13 protein-coding genes are annotated in these 17,834 nt (G+C 57.9%); 7 read left to right on the top strand and 6 right to left on the bottom strand.

Annotated elements, in window-relative coordinates:
- The first annotated feature begins 21 nt into the window (after window positions 1-21).
- From C8265_RS00560 to C8265_RS00570, 3 genes are all read left to right on the top strand, one after another.
- On the top strand, window positions 22-459 hold the full coding sequence (locus tag C8265_RS00560; RefSeq protein ID WP_108482030.1) for a response regulator: 438 nt from the start codon (window positions 22-24) through the stop codon (window positions 457-459).
- Between the two features lie 110 nt (window positions 460-569).
- Entirely contained in the window at window positions 570-2,348 is a 1,779-nt protein-coding gene (locus C8265_RS00565) for a PAS domain-containing sensor histidine kinase (RefSeq protein WP_164512222.1), read from the top strand.
- A 263-nt stretch (window positions 2,349-2,611) separates the two neighbouring features.
- Window positions 2,612-3,589, top strand: coding sequence for a response regulator (locus C8265_RS00570; RefSeq protein ID WP_108482032.1), 978 nt, complete (start codon window positions 2,612-2,614; stop codon window positions 3,587-3,589).
- A 51-nt stretch (window positions 3,590-3,640) separates the two neighbouring features.
- On the opposite strand, the gene C8265_RS00575 is transcribed toward C8265_RS00570, so the two are convergent.
- Complete coding sequence (locus tag C8265_RS00575; RefSeq protein WP_108482033.1) at window positions 3,641-5,464, bottom strand: sensor histidine kinase; 1,824 nt, start codon at window positions 5,462-5,464, stop codon at window positions 3,641-3,643.
- Between the two features lie 330 nt (window positions 5,465-5,794).
- Here C8265_RS00575 and C8265_RS00580 point away from each other — a divergent pair, with 330 nt between their 5' ends.
- Window positions 5,795-7,003, top strand: coding sequence for a response regulator (locus C8265_RS00580; protein WP_126623124.1), 1,209 nt, complete (start codon window positions 5,795-5,797; stop codon window positions 7,001-7,003).
- Window positions 7,004-7,044: 41 nt separating this feature from the next.
- On the opposite strand, the gene C8265_RS00585 is transcribed toward C8265_RS00580, so the two are convergent.
- The 5 genes from C8265_RS00585 to C8265_RS00605 all read right to left on the bottom strand — a co-directional run bounded on the left by C8265_RS00585 (window position 7,045) and on the right by C8265_RS00605 (window position 12,805).
- Window positions 7,045-7,734 carry an endonuclease/exonuclease/phosphatase family protein gene (locus C8265_RS00585; protein WP_108482035.1) on the bottom strand — a complete coding sequence of 230 codons (690 nt, stop codon included), beginning with the start codon at window positions 7,732-7,734 and terminating at the stop codon, window positions 7,045-7,047.
- Window positions 7,735-7,737: 3 nt separating this feature from the next.
- Window positions 7,738-9,279, bottom strand: coding sequence for a phospholipase D family protein (locus C8265_RS00590; RefSeq protein WP_240610928.1), 1,542 nt, complete (start codon window positions 9,277-9,279; stop codon window positions 7,738-7,740).
- Window positions 9,280-9,388: 109 nt separating this feature from the next.
- Window positions 9,389-11,716 carry a Tex family protein gene (locus C8265_RS00595; RefSeq protein WP_108482037.1) on the bottom strand — a complete coding sequence of 776 codons (2,328 nt, stop codon included), beginning with the start codon at window positions 11,714-11,716 and terminating at the stop codon, window positions 9,389-9,391.
- 110 nt (window positions 11,717-11,826) lie between these two features.
- Window positions 11,827-12,204: a hypothetical protein gene (locus C8265_RS00600; protein ID WP_108482038.1), complete on the bottom strand. Its 378-nt coding sequence runs from the start codon at window positions 12,202-12,204 to the stop codon at window positions 11,827-11,829.
- Between the two features lies 1 nt (window position 12,205).
- Entirely contained in the window at window positions 12,206-12,805 is a 600-nt protein-coding gene (locus tag C8265_RS00605; RefSeq protein ID WP_108482039.1) for a TetR/AcrR family transcriptional regulator, read from the bottom strand.
- 94 nt (window positions 12,806-12,899) lie between these two features.
- On the opposite strand from C8265_RS00605, the gene C8265_RS00610 reads away from it, so the two are divergent.
- From C8265_RS00610 to C8265_RS00620, 3 genes are read left to right on the top strand one after another with little or no spacing between them, the layout of a single operon-like run.
- Window positions 12,900-13,388 (top strand): cytochrome b, encoded by a 489-nt coding sequence (locus C8265_RS00610; RefSeq protein ID WP_108482040.1) that lies wholly within the window; start codon window positions 12,900-12,902, stop codon window positions 13,386-13,388.
- 7 nt (window positions 13,389-13,395) lie between these two features.
- Window positions 13,396-14,694 (top strand): efflux RND transporter periplasmic adaptor subunit, encoded by a 1,299-nt coding sequence (locus tag C8265_RS00615; protein WP_108482041.1) that lies wholly within the window; start codon window positions 13,396-13,398, stop codon window positions 14,692-14,694.
- Window positions 14,691-17,786: an efflux RND transporter permease subunit gene (locus C8265_RS00620; RefSeq protein WP_108482042.1), complete on the top strand. Its 3,096-nt coding sequence runs from the start codon at window positions 14,691-14,693 to the stop codon at window positions 17,784-17,786. The genes C8265_RS00615 and C8265_RS00620 overlap by 4 nt, the downstream gene beginning before the upstream one ends.
- Window positions 17,787-17,834: the final 48 nt, after the last annotated feature.

Raw genomic sequence — 17,834 nt, forward strand, 5'->3', positions numbered from 1 at the left:
CCGTAGAAAAAGGATGGGCCAATGAAAATACTTGCCGTTGACGATGACGAATACATCCTTGAAATCCTCAGCATGCTTGTGATCAAGGCAGGTTTTCCAGATATCGTGACCGCCACCAGCGCCGGTGACGCGCTGGACCGGATTACATCGACCAGTGAACCGTTTCAGTGCATTCTGCTTGATATTCAGATGCCGATCATGGATGGGGTCGAATTTTGCGATCTTTTGCGGCGTCTCCCCGATTATGGGGAGTGTCCGATCATCATGGTGACCGCCATGACCGACAAGGTCTGGATGGATCAGGCCTATGGTGCCGGGGCGACCGATTACATCATCAAGCCGTTTGATTACAACATCCTGTCGGCGCGCCTGACCGCGGCGGCCAACGCAGTTGCACCGGCATCTGAAGATGTATCTTTTCGAACAAGCACCGATATACGTACGATTTCCGGGTCTTGAAAAGCGGGCGCTTCAGAACATCGCGCACCAAGGAGACTTTGATGAGCTCACAGGATAGAATGGCTGTTGCGCGTTCGTTGCACGCTGTAAAATGTACGGAAATACACCAGATGATCATCGCCCCCAACGGGCAGATCCTTCAGAGTAATCAGCCAAACGATATTCTGTTCGGCTATGACATCGGGCATCTGGCGGGGCGGCGCATGTCGGATGTTTTATCAATCAAAACGGTTGCCGAGCTGAATGGATATATCGCCGCGCCGTCCGTTTGCACCATCATCGAAGGGCTGACCGGAACCACCGCCACCGGCGACACCCTGTTGTTGCGCGCGCATGTGACCGCGTGGACCGATGCCGATAACGGGATTTATCACGCGCTTCTCCTCAGCGATATCGACGAAGAAAGAGACGCAGAGCGCGTTTCAAGGGTTGAGTTGGAGCGGGCAAACAACGCCATCAAAGGTGCCCGAATAGCCATTTGGGATTTTAATTGCGTCACCAATACCGTGGCGGTTTGCGATCTGTGGCGCGAGATTTTGGAAATCTGCAGCTACGATTCGGCGGTGATTCAGGAAGCCTGGCGCGCCCGGCTTCATCCCGATGATGAGATCAGGCTGATGGAAGGGCTTCAGCGGGTCCGGGAGGGAAAATGCCACCGCTACGAAGATGAATACCGACTGCGATCAAAGGACGATACGCATTGGATCTGGTTCCAGAGCGATCTTGCCATCGTCGAACGGGATCATGACGGAACAGTGACGCGGATCAGCGGCGCGATGAGTGACATCACAGACCGAAAAATGACCGAAGAGGCGCTGCGGCGCAGTGTCGAACGATTCAGATCCTCGTTTGAAAGTTCGGCGGTTGGCATGGCGCTTGTTGGGATCGACGGTCGTTTTCTGCAGGTAAACTCGGCCCTGTGCACCCTGCTGGGATATAGCGATGCCGCGCTGTTGGAGATGGATTTTCAGTCGATCAGCCATCCTGACGATCTGGAACATGATCTTGCACAGCTTGACCTTTTGAAGTCTCGCAAGATCGGATCGTATCAAATGGAAAAAAGATACGTCCGGACCGACGGTGCAATCATGTGGGGGTTGCTGAGCGTTGGATTGGTAACCGACGACGAAGGGCGGCCCGATCACTTTGTGTCGCAATTCGTCGACGTGACCGAACAACACCGCCTGAACCAATTGAAAAGCGATTTTGTATCAACAATAAGTCACGAATTGCGCACACCGCTGACCTCGATCCTGGGGTCTTTGATGCTGTTGTCATCAATGGATGATCCGCCCTTTTCGGAACAGGCCCAGCGATTGTTGTATATTGCCCAGCAAAATGGCAACCGCTTGCACGTTCTGATCAATGACCTGCTTGATTTTGAAAAATTTTCGGCCGGAAAAATGCGGTTTGAACGATCGAGACACCGAATCGCCGATCTATTGGAAGATGCAGTTCTGGCCAATATGGCATCGTCCGAAAAATACGGTGTGACATTCAATCTGGTCAGTCCGGATTTCAAGGCAAGCTGCCTTGTCGATGCCGAGCGTTTTCAACAAGTAATGACAAATTTACTGTCCAACGCGGCCAAATTTTCCCGTGCAGGCAGCGTGATAGATGTTGGCGTTGAAGAGCGTGAAACAAACAGCCGGATCACCGTGGTGAACCAGGGCGAACCGATCCCCGAGTCGTTTCGCGATGAAATATTCGAGCCCTTCATTCAGGTTGATCCCACATCAACCCGCGCGCGCGGCGGAACCGGTCTGGGCCTTGCCATAACAAAACAGATCGTCGAGCAAGCAGGCGGCAAGATCGGATTTGACAGCACGCAAGACGGGCGCACGACCTTTTGGTTCAGCCTGCCTTGCGCCTTGTCAACCGACGACTGAACCGTTGCGCAGGTGCGCATTACAGTTCTAAATCGAACCTGCCGCCAAACCTTGGCACGGCTGCGAAGCGGCTTGTACCTCGTGAAATGCCACCCGTAACCCGGGGATCGAAATATGCGTTCGGCAACAGCCCGCGCGCGTCTGGGTATCGGCTTGCAACAACCTAAGGAATAGTATTAGGGAGGGTAGAAAATCACATGTACGCAAATACAGGTATGGCTTATTCCGCGTGAATTCGACGCAGTGAAGGCCGGGGATCATTAATGAAAATTCTTGCCGTTGACGACGATCCATTTATTTTGGAACTTTTGACAATCATGTCAACGCGATTGGGTTTTGCCGATATCATAACCGTGCCATCGGGCGAAGCGGCGTTGGAAACCCTGCGCGACACGGCGTCAACATTTGACTGTTTCTTGTTGGATATCAGCATGCCCGGCATGGACGGGATCGAACTTTGCAGTCGCATTCGATCACTTTCCGCCTATCGCACAACTCCCATTATCATGCTGACCGCGATGACCGATACGGATTACGTCGAGCGTGCATTCAAGGCGGGCGCCACGGATTACGCGAATAAACCGTTTGATATTGTCGAATTGGGTGCCAGACTGCGCATCGCGCAAGAATTGGTCATGGCGCGCGCATCCACTAAACCGAAAGACGACGCACAACCAGGCAGTGATACACCCAATCCCATTGGCACGCATCAATTCGAACTGTCCGACGAAATTGCGTTCGAAGACATCGACTCGTTGGTTGAACTCACAGCTTTGGGGAATTACCTGATTCAATTGTCCCGTGACGCCGCGATCGCATCACAGGTTATCGCCGTGAAAGTTGAAGATATTGAGGCGATTTATGATCAGACATCGTCGGATCAATTTATTGGCGCTCTGGAGCATGTCATAAAATCAATCGGCAGTGTATTTGATTCTTATGGTTATTTGATGGGGTATACTGGCAACGGCATATTCATCATCATTTCGCACAAAGTGAAACTTGAGCCATCAATCAGTCTGGAACACAAAATTCAGGCCTTACTGGAAGAAAATGCGCTGCCGTTGGAGAATGGCGTTTCATTCCCGATTGAAGTGTCTCTTGGAAATCCGATCCGGCCCAGCACCAATAAAACACAACCGGTTCGAAAGACATTCGAACGGGCAATTTCACGGGCCGAAAACCGGGCCGCAAAAAAACGCGCCGAAGTGGTTGCGCCAAAAAAGCGTATTATCGGATGATTTCCGGCCCGGGCGTACTGGGAGTTTACCCCCACGAATGCCCCTTGCCCGTTATACTGGTTCTTGTTCGGGGACGGTAAACCAGAATGTCGTGTGTCCGTCTTCGGCACTGTGAAAACCGATTTCGCCGCCCGTTTGTTCAACAATCTGTTTGGTGATGTTCAACCCCAGACCCGTGCCGCCCCTTTGCCGTCTTGCGGATGCGGCAGCCTGTGAAAACGGTTTGAACATCTGATCTCGGAAAACGTCAGGTATGCCGTCACCTTTATTCGTTACTGAAATGCGGATCCCGTCCGGCACGGTATCAACCTTGACAACAACCGTGCTGCCTTTGTCGGCGAATTTCGCCGCGTTCGACAATAGATTTGCCATCACCTGCTGAAATCTTTTTGGATCCACAAAACCCATCAAGGATCTGTCAGGGCAATCAATATCAAACCGAATCCCATATTTTTCCGCATAGGTCATATTCGATAAGATCGCGTCGTCGATAAGTCCCGCAATGCGGTGTTGCGACAGTGAAAATCGCATCTGTCTGGCCGAGAATTTTTCAAAATCAAGGATATCGTTGATCAAGGCATGAAGCCGCTTGCCGTTCTCTTGCGCGATATACAACAACCGCTGTACGTCGTCAGAAAAGGTTTCCTCATCCATCGACGACATCAGATCAAGAGAGCCGAGTATTGACGTCAACGGCGTTCTGAGTTCATGGCTCACAGTGGCGACAAATTCACTTTTCATTTCGTTCAACCGCCGCTGTTCGGTAATATCAACGATCTGGGAAATAAAATGATCCGGGTTGCCTGCGGCGTCCCTGACAATCCCGACACTCAGCAATCCCCACATGATCGTGTCGTTTGCCCGGATGTAACGTTTCTCAATTTGATACGATGGTATTTCCCCGGTTTTCAAAAGCTCCAATTGGTTCAGATCGCCCTGCAAATCGTCAGGATGCGTGATGCTTTGAAAATCGAGGCACAGCAGTTTTTCTTCGGGATAGCCCAACAGATCGCACAGCGCGCGGTTGGCCTGCAAAATCGCGCCGTCCAGACCAATGACCGCATTGCCGACCGTGGAATTGTCAAAGGATGACCGAAACTGCTGAACGCTTCGGCGCAGTTCGATCTCGGCGGTTTTGCGCGCGGTGATATCCGCCATCGCGCCAATGACACTGACAACCTTGCCGGTTTCATCGCGCCGGGCCACGGCGACATGGGTGTGGAACCACTGCCAATGTGTGTCATCCTTGGATCGAAACCGATACTCGGCCTGGGCGCGCGGCACGATATCCTCCTGACACAACCGAACAGGGGTAAGCGCCGTGGTCAGCTCATCAGGATGCACCCGGCTGCGCCACGCCTCCTGAACATCTGTCGTATCGGATTTTTCAATCTCCAGTAGATCGCGCCAAATATCGGATACGACGACCGTCTGATCAATCGGGTTATATTCAAAAATCCCGATGCGCGCCCCTTTGATTGCATTGTTGGCCCTTTGCAACTCATCCTGCATCTGCCGGGCCGATGCCAGATCGGAACTGACGTCGCGCAGGATAAGCGCGTGCTGTTCGCCCCGTTCGGCATCTGTCCATGTTGTCAGGCGCACCGCCAGTGGAACCTGATCGCCCTGTTTTGTTCGCCCGGTCAACACCTTGGCAAAGGTATCGACCGTTGGCTGGTCAACCAGTTCGACAATATCACTCATTGACGAAACCATGAGAATGTCGGTGATGGGCCGCCCGGTTAAACTTTCGGGTTTATATCCGAACAACTCTTCAGTCGCGCAATTGCAGTGGCGAATTTCGCCCTCTGACCCCAGGATCATCAGCGGAACCTGCATGTGTTTGAAGGCGTCTGTGATCGACGTGTCAGCCATTTTTCCAGTTCCTTAGCGCGTTGTCGTCATCATAGGTTTTCAGCAAAACCTTTCAGGCCGCCGACATAAAATTGCATTCTTGCCGGTTTTCATTGTCGTAACGTCCGCGGCGCACAGGCAATGCAACAGGGCTGGCGAAACCCCTGCGCACCCTATCCCTCACTGACCCTTGGATATCAAGTAATTTGCCATCCGTGCCGGTCCGGCCTTTCCAAAATGCGCGCGTATTGTGAGCGAAGCATGGACTAAGGAAGATTTGACCGTCAAATGGTTGGACACCGACAACTACCTATGGTTGTATAGGCAGGCAACGCCAGACAGGAGGGGATTGTGATTTTAGGTTACGTACTGGTTGGCATGATCGCCGGTCTGGCTGCGCTTGTGGTTTCGCTTTTACTTGGGGTGTCCTGGACGACTGCGGTTCTGATGTACCCTGTGGTTGGGGCGGGTGTCTTGTTTTTGATGCCCCTCGGCCACTTGGCGCTTGGCCGTTTTGTGCCCCGGTCTGTCGCCCCGTCGGCACAGCCCCAACAGGGCGGATATGCCGAAACATCGCACGCCGCCCCCCCCGCGGATCAGACTTCGCCACTGCCAATGCGGATTCTGGCGGTTGATGATGATCCTTTCATTCTTGAACTGATACCGATGATCGCGGCAAAGGTTGGCTTTTCCGACATTACCACCGCGGCCTCGGGAAAAGAGGCGTTGAACGCGCTGTCTGATACCAAAACCACGATCGACTGTATCCTGCTTGATGTCAGCATGCCGGAAATGGACGGGATCGAACTGTGTGGGCGGATCCGGAAAATCCCGGCCTATCGCCACACACCGATCATCATGTTGACCGCAATGCGCGATCTGAAAAATATGGGCCACGCGTTTCGCGCCGGTGCCACCGATTACGCAACGAAACCATTCGACGTTACCGAATTGGGAACGCGCCTGAAAATGGCACAGGAAACGGTTCAGGCACATCAGCCGACATATCAGGACGGAGCCACATCGAATACCAACCTGGAATTGGCCGCACCTTTCTCCGTGGCCAGCGCAATGGAAATTGAAAAAGTCAATAATCTGATCGAACCTCTGGTTCTGATGAATTACCTCAGCCATTTACCCCGCAAAGATGTGCCCAATGTTCAGGTGTTTGCAATTCGACCGGATCAAAGTACCGCCGATTTCACATCACCACAGTCCTTTGCGCTGCGTCAGAATTTGGCCATCGCCACCGCCGAATGCATCGGATTGGATCGGACCTTGATGGCGTTTCTCGCAGACGGAACGCTTTTGGCAATCGCCGAGTCTGCGGATTTGATGTTTGCCCTTGAAATTGAGACAGACATCGAAACCAGATTTGCGCAATTGGCATCCTCTGCCGACACGGCGCAGGAAATCGGTATTTCCGTTGGCGGACCCGTCCATCCGATTGGCGCAAAGCCCGAGCGCGCGGGATCGGCTGTTATTCGTGCCACCGCGCTTGCCGCGCAAAGAGAATCCTACAAGCAAGGCGGAGCAGCCTCAGAAGCGGCCACAGCGTAATAAAAACAGTGGCCCTTCATTGCGCGCGAAATCACGCTTGATTAATACTCAAGATCCATCACAATCGGCAGATGATCGGACGCGCGCAGGGACAATGGCGATTGATGCACGAAACTTTCGCTTTCGGCAGACGCACCTTTTAGCATGAACCGATCAAGCGCGGCCATGGGCCGGGCCGCATGAAAACTGTTGCCCGGCGCGATCTGGGTAAATCCCGTTCCCAAAAGGCGCAGCATATTGCCATCTTCGCGCCAAGTGTTGAAATCACCGGCAATCAAGACGCAATGATCTGCGGATTTGAATTGTTCACCCAATGCCGCCACCTGTTTCAGCCGGATTCCCCGATTCAGCGCCAGATGAACCCCCACCACCTCAATTCCCGGTGCACCAAAATGCGCCGAAATCGCGCCGCGCGGCTCCAGCGATGGTAATAATATGCGCTGCGTATTGGACAGCAAAAGAGATTGAGGCCGGTATAAAATCGCATTTCCGTGCCACCCATGGCTTTGGGGGCGCACCGACACATCGGCAAAGGTATATCCCAAATCCTGCGCCAGCATATCCACCGGCAAAACTCCGGCACGCTGCCCAATCCGTTTGTCAGCCTCTTGCAAGACAACAATATCAGCGTTGATTTCCGCCAATACCTCAACAATCCGACCGCCATTGCGGCGCCAATCCAGACCAACCGCCTTGCGGATATTATAGCTCGCGATACGTAATTTCTTCATGTCTTACAACAACCATTCCACCGGCAACCATCCGACAATGGTTAACGCTATTCGTTTGAAAAAGGTCGATCCCGGTTCAAATTTGCTATGGGTGCCGGTTGATTTGTCGTGCCAGGCAAGTTTGTCATTTTTCAACGCCACATGCCACGCCATCCCATCCAGATCACGATCGAACGCTTCATGTAGTTGCAGGGCCATGGCATTACTATCTATCAAAAGTCCCATTTCCGTGTTCAGGGTGGTTGAGCGGGGATCAAAGTTGAACGATCCGATGAAAATCCGGGTTCCATCCACGGCAAATGTCTTGGCATGCAAACTGGCCCCCGATGACCCGAACGGCCCGATCTTATCGCGCGCCTTGTCCTCGGTGGCCTGTCGTTTCAGTTCAAACAACCCGACGCCCGCGGCAAGCAGATCACGCCGACGTTTCGTATATCCGGCGTGAACCGGCAAAACATCGGTCGCCGCCAAAGAATTGGTCAGCATCCGCACCGAAATGCCGGTGTCCTGAAGTTTTGCAAATGCCTTTACCCCTGCGGCCCCGGGCACGAAATACGGCGTCACGCCGTCAAACCGCGATTGGATTACGCCCACCGCCTGTGTCAGGCGCGTCGCCAACAGGTCTTCGCGTGGCACAGCGCCCAAACCCTTGATCGGGTCATCGCTGATCAGGATCACGTCGGTCCATTCCAGACCCAAGTTGCCCGAGCGCAGATTTGGCACCAGATCGGATGCGATCACCGCCTCGCGATACTCGCTGAGTTGCGGATCACCGCGATACCGGGTGACTGCATCCTCAATCGGGTCGCCCTGAGGGGGGGCGCCCACAATCGGCCCCGCCGGATGCACCGCCTCGGCGGCCCAATACCGGTCAAAATCATCGGCAACCTTTGGTACGATTTCACCCACGGCCAGCACATCAAGATCAACGAAAAGCGGTGTATTGCCGGTGTCGAAATATTCATCGCCAATGTTGCGCCCGCCCAAAATCGCCGCCGCACCATCAACGATAAAGGATTTATTGTGCATCCGGCGGTTTAGCCGAAAGAAATCAAACCCATATGACAGCACCTTGAAGGTGCGCAGGTTGAAAGGATTGTACAACCGCACTTCGGCGTTTTCATGGGCATTCAGCGCCGCCAAAGATTGGTCAAGCCCGGATGTGCCGTTGTCATCCAACATCAGGCGCACCCGCACGCCCCGTTCGGCGGCGCGTTTCAACGCATCCAGCATCAGTGATCCGGTCAGATCATTGTGCCAGATATAGTATTGCGCATCGATTGAGGTGGTGGCCGCATCGGCCAAAATCATCCGTGCGGCGAATGCATTGACACCGCTGCCAATGGCGGCAACGCCGGTTTTGCCCGGATGATCGCGCCACTGCTGTTGCACCGCCCGCACCAAAGGTGCGCTTTCGTCGGGGGGCAAGGCCATACTGTCAAAGCGCGATTCGATTTTCGGCAACGGAAAGATCAGGCGCGCCACGACAATGGCAATCAATACGCAGGCCAGCACCACCAAAGGGCCTTTGAGAAAAAAGATCACTTGGTTCCCTCGTCGTCTGTTCCGCCTGCCTTGGATCATAGTGTAGCGCGTCATCGGTGCGATTGGGAAACAGATAACCGCGGGGCATATGTGGCCTGCCCCGCGGTTGTCATTTGCGCGGGGTCTTGGGGTTGGATGAACGTTTCATCGCCTCGGCCAGGGCCGACCCAAATGCGCCCTGCCCGCCCGTCTTTGATGGCGCGGCTGCCGATGCCCGTGGCCCCCGGTTGGGTTTTGACGGCGCGGCCCCCCGGGGTGGCGGTGCCGCGCCGCCATCCTTGCGCATGCTCAGGCCGATGCGTTTGCGCGCCACGTCGATTTCGGTCACCCGCACCCGCACCACATCGCCCGCTTTCACCACCTCGTGGGGGTCTTTGACAAACCGGTCGGCCAATTGGCTGACATGCACCAACCCATCCTGATGCACGCCGATATCGACAAACGCCCCAAAGGCGGCCACATTGGTGACCGTGCCTTCCAGCGACATGCCCGGTTTCAGATCGGTAATCGCATCGACACCTTCGGCAAAGGTGGCGGTTTTAAAGGTTGGGCGCGGGTCACGGCCGGGCTTTTCCAGTTCGGTCAGGATATCGCGCACGGTGGGCAGACCGAAATTATCGTCAACAAACTGTTCCGCCCGCAGCCCCGAAAGCGCGCCAGCATCGCCCATGATCGCGCGAATGTCGCGCCCGCAGGCCTGAACAATCTTGCGCGCCACACCGTAAGCTTCGGGGTGAACCGATGAGGCATCCAGAGGTTCGTCCCCGTTTGCGATGCGCAAAAACCCGGCGCATTGGCGAAACGCCTTTGGTCCCAATCCCGGCACCTTCAACAACGCCTTGCGCGTCGCAAAGGCGCCATTGGCATCGCGGTGGGCCACAACCGATTGCGCCAATGATGGCCCCAAACCGGCGATATGGGTCAGCAGCGGGGCCGATGCCATGTTCAGATCAACGCCCACGGCGTTCACCGCATCCTCCACCACCGCGGCGAGGGATTGCGCCAGACGGCGTTGATCAACGTCGTGCTGATATTGGCCAACGCCAATCGCCTGTGGTTCGATCTTGACCAGTTCGGCCAGTGGATCCTGCAACCGGCGGGCGATTGAAACGGCACCCCGGATCGACACATCGACATCGGGAAATTCCTGTGATGCCAGTTCCGATGCCGAATACACCGACGCGCCCGCTTCGGATACGATCACCGGTGTTGGGCGCGCGACCCCCGCAGGCAGACGTTTCAACACATCACTGACCAAACGTTCGGATTCGCGGCTGGCGGTGCCATTGCCGATGGCAATCAATGCCACGCCATGTTTGCGGATCAGATGCAGCAGGGTTTCTTCGGACCCGCGCAGGTCGTTGCGCGGCTGAAACGGATAAATCGTAGCGGTGTCGATCAATTTGCCGGTTTCATCGACCACGGCAATCTTGCATCCCGTGCGGATCCCCGGATCAAGCCCCAGTGTCGCCCGTGCACCGGCAGGGGCCGCCAAAAGCAGATCGCGCAGATTGCGGGCAAATACATCAATCGCGCCGTCATGGGCGCGGCGGCGCAGATCGGTCATCAGATCCATGAACATCGACAGGCTCAGCTTGACCTTCCACGCCCAAACCGCCGCCTCGTGCAACCACAAATCGCCTGGCCCCTTGCCCGGTATGCCGATTTCGGCAGCAATAATAGCGATGATGCGCGGCAACCCGGCTTCGGGTTCGGGGCCGATATCAACGGTGACGATTTCCTCTTTCGAGGCGCGCAGAATGGCAAGCGCCCGGTGCGACGGGATCGCCGACCATTTTTCACTGTGATCGAAATAATCCGAAAACTTCGCGCCTGTTTCTTCTTTGCCCGGAATGACGCGTGCAGTGATCAGCGCCTCTTTTTGCAAGACATCGCGCAGACGGCCCAGCAGGGTGGCGTTTTCGCCCAACTCTTCGACCAAAATGTTGCGCGCGCCGCTCAGCGCGTCCTTTACCGTTGGCACGGCTTCGGAAATGTATTTCTGCGCCAACACTTCGGGATCGGCGGTGCGATCCGCCAAAATCCCGCGCAACAGCGGCTCCAGCCCGTTTTCACGGGCGATCATCGCCTTGGTGCGCCGCTTGGGTTTGAACGGCAGATACAGATCCTCAAGCACCGCCTTGGTATCGGCATTGGCGATAGAGCGCGCCAATGCATCGGTCAGTTTGCCCTGCCCGCTGATTTCAGCCAAAATACTGGCCCGGCGTTTTTCCAGATCGCGCAGATAATCCAACCGTTCGGCCAGACGGCGCAATTGCGTGTCGTCCAAACCGCCGGTCGCCTCTTTGCGATACCGGGCCACAAACGGAACCGTATCGCCCGCATCCAAAAGCGCGACCGTGGCGCTGACCTGTTCGGCGCGCGCCCCGATATCGGTGGCAATCTTTCGGGCGATGCTGTCATTTACGGCGGTCATGGTCGGCTCCCTTCGGTGATCGGATGCCCGTGATACCCGCACAGGCCGGGGCCGCCAAGCCTTTGCTTGCGCTGGTCGCAGAAATAGAACGCCGGTTGGCGGAAAAGCGATCAGCGGGTTGCCAATGCCCCCCGTGCCACCCCTGCAATGGCGCCCCAAACCGCACTGCGCAGGGCCATGGCAAACACTGTGCGCATTTCATAGGCCCCACCGCGCAGAACGCTGAAACCGAATGCGGCAAACACCAACAGCGTCGCCAGAAAGATCACCACCGAAAGAAGCCACGCCCAGCGCCGCCCGGCCCACAGGCCAGCACCCGCAACGATATAAGCCAGCCCCGCAACCGTATTGAACCACAACACGAAAGGCACAACCGCGCCCATATCCAGCCCGCCCAACAGCGTGCTGCCGCCCGAAATCACCGTCAGTGCGCCAAATGCAATGCCAATGCCGCCCAGAATGCGCAGCGTCAGATTTGATTTGCTCATGTTACCGGCTTTCTTGGTGTTGCAACAACGACATCTGCACATCAAAATGGCGCAGCCCTTCTTCGACGACAGAAAAACTGCGCGCGCCCAGCGTCCAACGGATCGCGACGCCCTGCACCAACGACGTCAGAAGAATTGCGATATCCGTGGCCGAAACATCCCGGCGCAAACGCCCGCGCGATTGCTGATCGGTGATTGCGTTCACCAGATGCATCTGGAAAACCCCCAAAAGGCGGCGAAACACGTCGCGCAAGGGCGGGTTGTCCACCTGCAATTCGCGCGAAAACAGGATGGATGGCAAAGCGGGGGTTTGCGCGATGGCGCTCAGCTGCGCGCCGATCAGCGCCTTCAGGCGCGCATCGGGGGCCACGGTATCGGCCTTGTCCCATGCGGCGGTCAGGTGTTGTGCGATGTCTTCGGCTACGGCCAGCCACAATGACCCCTTGGTCGGAAAATGCCGAAATATCGCCGGCTGGCTTAACCCGACAGCGCGCGCCACATCCGTCGTGCTCAGCCGGTCAGGGCCGATTTCATCAGCCAATTTAAGAACTTCGCCCACGATCTGCGCCTTGCGGTCTTTCGCACTCAGACGGACAGCCATATCGCCCCCTTGTTAGTTATCACTCACTAACATATAATAACCCGATACACAACACCTGTCCCGAGTCGCGGACAGCGCAACGAAAGGCCCAGCCATGACTGCCCCCACCGGATATTCGCGCACACAGATTGCCCTGCACTGGGTCGCATTTGGCCTCATTGCCGCGCAATACCTTTTCAAAGATGCCATATCCAATGCGTGGGATCAGATCAAACTGGGCGTCGAGGCCGGGTTTGACCCGCTGGTTCTGGCCCATGTCGCGGGTGGGGCTTTGGTGTTACTGTTTGCCCTTTGGCGGTTGGCCCTGCGCGCCCGACGCGGCGTTCCGGTAGCAATCGAAAGCACCCGAATTCAGGGGATTCTGGCAAAACTCACCCATGTCGGTCTTTACGCGCTGATGATCCTGATGCCGGTCAGCGGTGCAGTCGCGTGGTTTGGCGGCGTTCAACTGGCCGCGCAGGGGCATAACATCATGAAAGTCATCCTGTTGGCCCTGATCGCGCTGCATATCGTTGGCGCGTTATATCATCAATTCGTGTTGCGCGACGGCACACTGGCGCGGATGCGCCGGGCGCAGGGCTGAGGCGATCATGCGCTTTGCCCCGCTTCTCGCGCTGCCGCCGGTGGTTTTGGGCATTGCTGCGGCGGTGTGGATGATCACCACCGCACCCGGCCCGGCGCAGGTTGCGGGTGACGCGCCCGCCCTGCCGGTGCGGGTGATGACCGTAGCGCCCGAAGATATGCGCCCCACCGCCACCGCATGGGGCAACCTGCGCGCCGCAACAAATTGGGTGGCCGTGGCCGAGGTGCAGGGCGAAGTGATCTGGCGCCACCCCGATCTTGAGCCGGGTCGCCTGATCGCTGCGGGAACCGAGGTGTTGCGCATTGACCCCGCCGATTATGAACTGGCCCTCGCCCAGGCCGAGGCCGATCTGGCCGCCCTTGCCGCCGAGGCCGCACAGCTCAGCGCCGAGGCCGCCAATACAACCCGCATTCTCACCCTTGAGCGTGAGCGGCAGACATTGGCCGAGGCCGATCTGAGCCGCATTCGCGCATTAAGCGAACAAGGCAACGTATCACAGGCCCGCGCCGACGAGGCCGAGCGCGCAACATTGCTGGCCCGTCGCACGGTTGCCGAGCTGGAAAATGCGCTGGGGCTGGTGCCATCGCGCGAGGCGCGGATCGCCGCCCAGACCGCCCGCACCGAGGCGGCATTGGACCGGGCGCGCCTTGCACTGGATCGCACGACGCTGCGCGCGCCATTCAATCTGCGCGTGACCGAAGTAACCGCCGAGCGGTTTCAAACCATCGCACCCGGGCAGGTTGTCATCCGCGGCGATGATATTGCCCGGGTCGAAGTTGTGGCGCATCTGCCGGTTGGCGTGTTTCAACGCCTCATTGGCGATCTGTCTGCCGGAATGGCAGTCACCGACATGATGCAAGAGGTTCCGGCGAAACAGATCGACGTCACCCTGACGCCGCTGGCTGACCCGACGCAAATCTGGACCGCCCGTGTGACCCGGATCGAAGGGGCGCTTGACGCCCGCGCGCGCACCGTGCCGGTGGTGATCACGGTTGATGATCCCTATGCCGGTGCCCAACCACCGCTGCGCCTGCCGCTTGTGCCCAATATGCAGGTTCAACTGACCCTTTCGGGTGCGCCCCTGACAGATATCATCGCCATCCCCGATTCCGCAGTGCACGGCGATTTGGTGCGCCTTGTCGGCCCTGACGGTCAGTTGCAACTGCGCCCTGTCACACCCGCCTTTGCCCAAGGGGGCCGTGTGGTGCTGACCGATGGCCTTGCTCCGGGCGACCGGGTGGTTCTGGATGATATCACCCCCGCGATCCCCGGTCTGGCGCTGACCGCGGTTGAGGTGGCGCAGTGATCCGTTGGTTCACCGGCCATCCGACGGCGGGCAACCTGCTGCTTTTGCTGATCCTGGCCGCCGGGGTATTTGCCGCGCCGGGGCTATTGCGCGAAACCTTTCCCGATTTTCGCGCCGTCGAGGCCGAAATCACCGTGCCCTATCGCGGGGCCGCCGCCGAAGACGTGGAAGGCGCGATATGTGCGCCCCTGTGGGACGGGGTGCAGGGGGTTGAGGGGTTGGAAACCTTTGCCTGCACCGCGCAAACCGGTCGTGCCCGCGCGATTGCCACGATGGCACCGGGCAATGACGCGCTGCGTTTTGTGAATGCCCTGCGCACCGAAGTTTCGGCGATCGACAGTTTTCCCGCCCGCGCCGATCCGGCCATCGTGCGTGAATTGCACCGCTCTGATCCGGTGACATCGGTGGCCATATCGGGTGATCTGCCCTTGGCCGAACTTGACCTTTACGCCGACACCCTGTCTGATCGGCTGACCGCCCTGCCCGGCGTGGCAAAGGTCACGCGCAGCGGTCTTGGTGCGCGCACGCTGTCGATCACCGCAAACCGCGCCGTGCTTGACAGTCACGGCCTGACCCCGGCGGCTCTGGCCAATGCGATCACGGCACAGAACGTTGATCTGCCCGCCGGCACACTTGAGGGGCCGGGCCGCGATCTGACGCTTCGGTTTACCGCCGAGCGCGACACCGCCGCCGCGCTGGGCACAATTCCGGTGCTGGTTCTGGCCAATGGTGCAACGCTAACCCTGGGCGATGTGGCCCGGATCGATCCGCAGTTCGAGCCGCCCCATGACCGCGCCACGGTCAATGGAACGCCCGCGATCCTGATTGATGTGGCCAAGGCGCTGAATGCCGACGCGCTGCGCGTGCTGGATGGTGTGACTGCGCTGGTGGCCGCCGAATCCGCGCGCCTGCCCGACACGATTCAGATCGAGGTGGTGCAGGATGTCACCTCGATCATCCGCGACCGGTTGTTGATGCTGGTGCAGAATGGTGTGATCGGCCTTGTGCTGGTGGTGGCGGTGATGAGCCTGTTTTTCCGCCCCGGTTTTGCGATCTGGGCGGCAATGGGCCTGCCTGCCGCCTTTGCCGGGGCGTTTGTGTGGATGGCGCTGACCGGTCTTAGCCTGAACATGATGACGCTGGTGGCGTTGTTGATGGCGATCGGGATCGTGATGGACGATTCCATTGTGATTGCCGATTCCATTGCCGTACATGCGGCCAAGGGGGCCAGCGTTGCAAACGTGACCGCCGGTGTTGCGGCTGTGGCGCCCGGTGTCGTTTCATCGTTCCTGACCACCCTTGCGGTATTTTTGCCACTGGCGTTTCTCGCGGGCGAATTGGGCGCCGTACTTGAGGTTTTGCCAGTGGTTCTGCTGGCTGCACTGGCGGCATCGCTGGTCGAGGCGTTTCTGATCTTGCCGCATCATTTGAAAAGTGGCGCAAAGGAGGTTGCGCCGTCGCGGTTCCGCCTCTGGTTTGACAATGGCTTTGACACCCTGCGCGAAAAGGGTGTGGGCCGGTTGGCCGATGCCGCGATCCGCTGGCGTTGGTTGGTGACCGGGCTGGCCATTGGCGCGCTGATCGTGACCGTCGGCGCGTTGGGCGGCGGCATCGTCAAACGCGAAGCGATGCCCGACATTGATGGCGATGTTCTTGAGGCGCGGCTGTTGTTGCCTGCGGGCACACCGCTGGCGCGCACATCGCAGGCGGTAACACAGGTCGAAGCCGCGCTAGACCGGGTCAATGCCCGCCTGACCCCGGATCAGCCCGAAAACCACTCCCTCGTGATCCGCCGGATCACCCGATTGGGGCGCAATCTGTCGGCGGGCGAGGCGGGCGCCCATGTGGCCACTGTTGCGGTTGATCTGTTGGGCGCCGAAACCCGCGCCCATACTCTGGACGATATCATCACCCTGTGGCGGGCCGAAATCGGCCCCCTGCCCGGTGTATCCTCGCTGATCCTGACCGAGCCGGGCATCGGGCCACAGGGTGTTGCGGTTGAACTGCGCCTGACCCATCCCGACCTTGCCACACTGGAAACCGCAGGCCGCGCCACGTTGGCCGAACTGAACACCTATGCCGGTGTGCGCAACGCGATCCTTGATCTGCGCCCCGGCGCGCCGGAACTGCGCCTGACCCTGTCGCCGGGTGCCGAGGCGCTGGGCCTGACGGCAAGCGATGTTGCGGGCCAGTTGCGCGCGGCGTTTCTGGGCACACAATTGGCCGATATCCGGCGCGGCGATTTGGCGTGGGAACTTGAGGTGCGGCTGGCCGATACCGACCGCACCAGCCGCGCTGACCTGACTGCCTTTGAAATCGCCCTTGCCAGTGGCGATACCGTGCCCCTGTCCAGTATCGCGATCATTTCCGAGGCGCGCGGCTGGGGCAGCATTATCCGTCGCAACGGGGTGCGTACCCTGACGGTTTCGGCTGATGTCGATGGGCAGATCGGCAATGCCGACGCAATCACCGCCAAGCTGGCGGGTGGGTTTATGCCTGATCTGGCCAAAACCACTCCGGGCCTCGGGTTTGAAATCGGTGGTCAGGCGGCCAATTCGGCGGAAACCGTCGCGTCAATCTTGCGCGGTTTTGTGATTGGGTTGGTTGGCATCTATCTTGTGCTCAGTTTTCAGTTTCGCAGCTATGTCGAGCCATTGATCGTGATGATCACCATTCCGCTGGCGTTTCTGGGCGTGATCTGGGGCCATGTGTTGATGGGTTATAACATCTCGATGCCATCGCTTGTCGGGGCGGCATCCCTGGCCGGGATCGTGGTGAACAACGCGATCCTGCTGGTTGGGGTCATCAACACCCGCCGCACCGACGGCCGGTCTGCCCCCGATGCCGCGGGCGACGCCGTGCGCGCCCGGTTTCGCCCGATTTTTGTGTCCGTTTCGACCACGATCATGGGCATGGCCCCACTGCTGCTGGAAACCTCGACCCAGGCTCAGACGCTCAAACCTTTGGTGATTGCGGTGGTGTTTGGCCTGTTGGCGGCCACGGTGCTGATCCTTGTGGTTCTGCCCGCATTTTACGCCGTGCTGCATGATCTGCGACCCGGGCATGCGGGCAAACCGGGGCAAAAGACGTGATGAAACCGACGGGCAACCGTGTGGCAAACATCAATCTTTCTTCTGATG

This window comes from Oceaniglobus ichthyenteri, from assembly GCF_003057885.1.
Taxonomy (GTDB): domain Bacteria; phylum Pseudomonadota; class Alphaproteobacteria; order Rhodobacterales; family Rhodobacteraceae; genus Oceaniglobus; species Oceaniglobus ichthyenteri.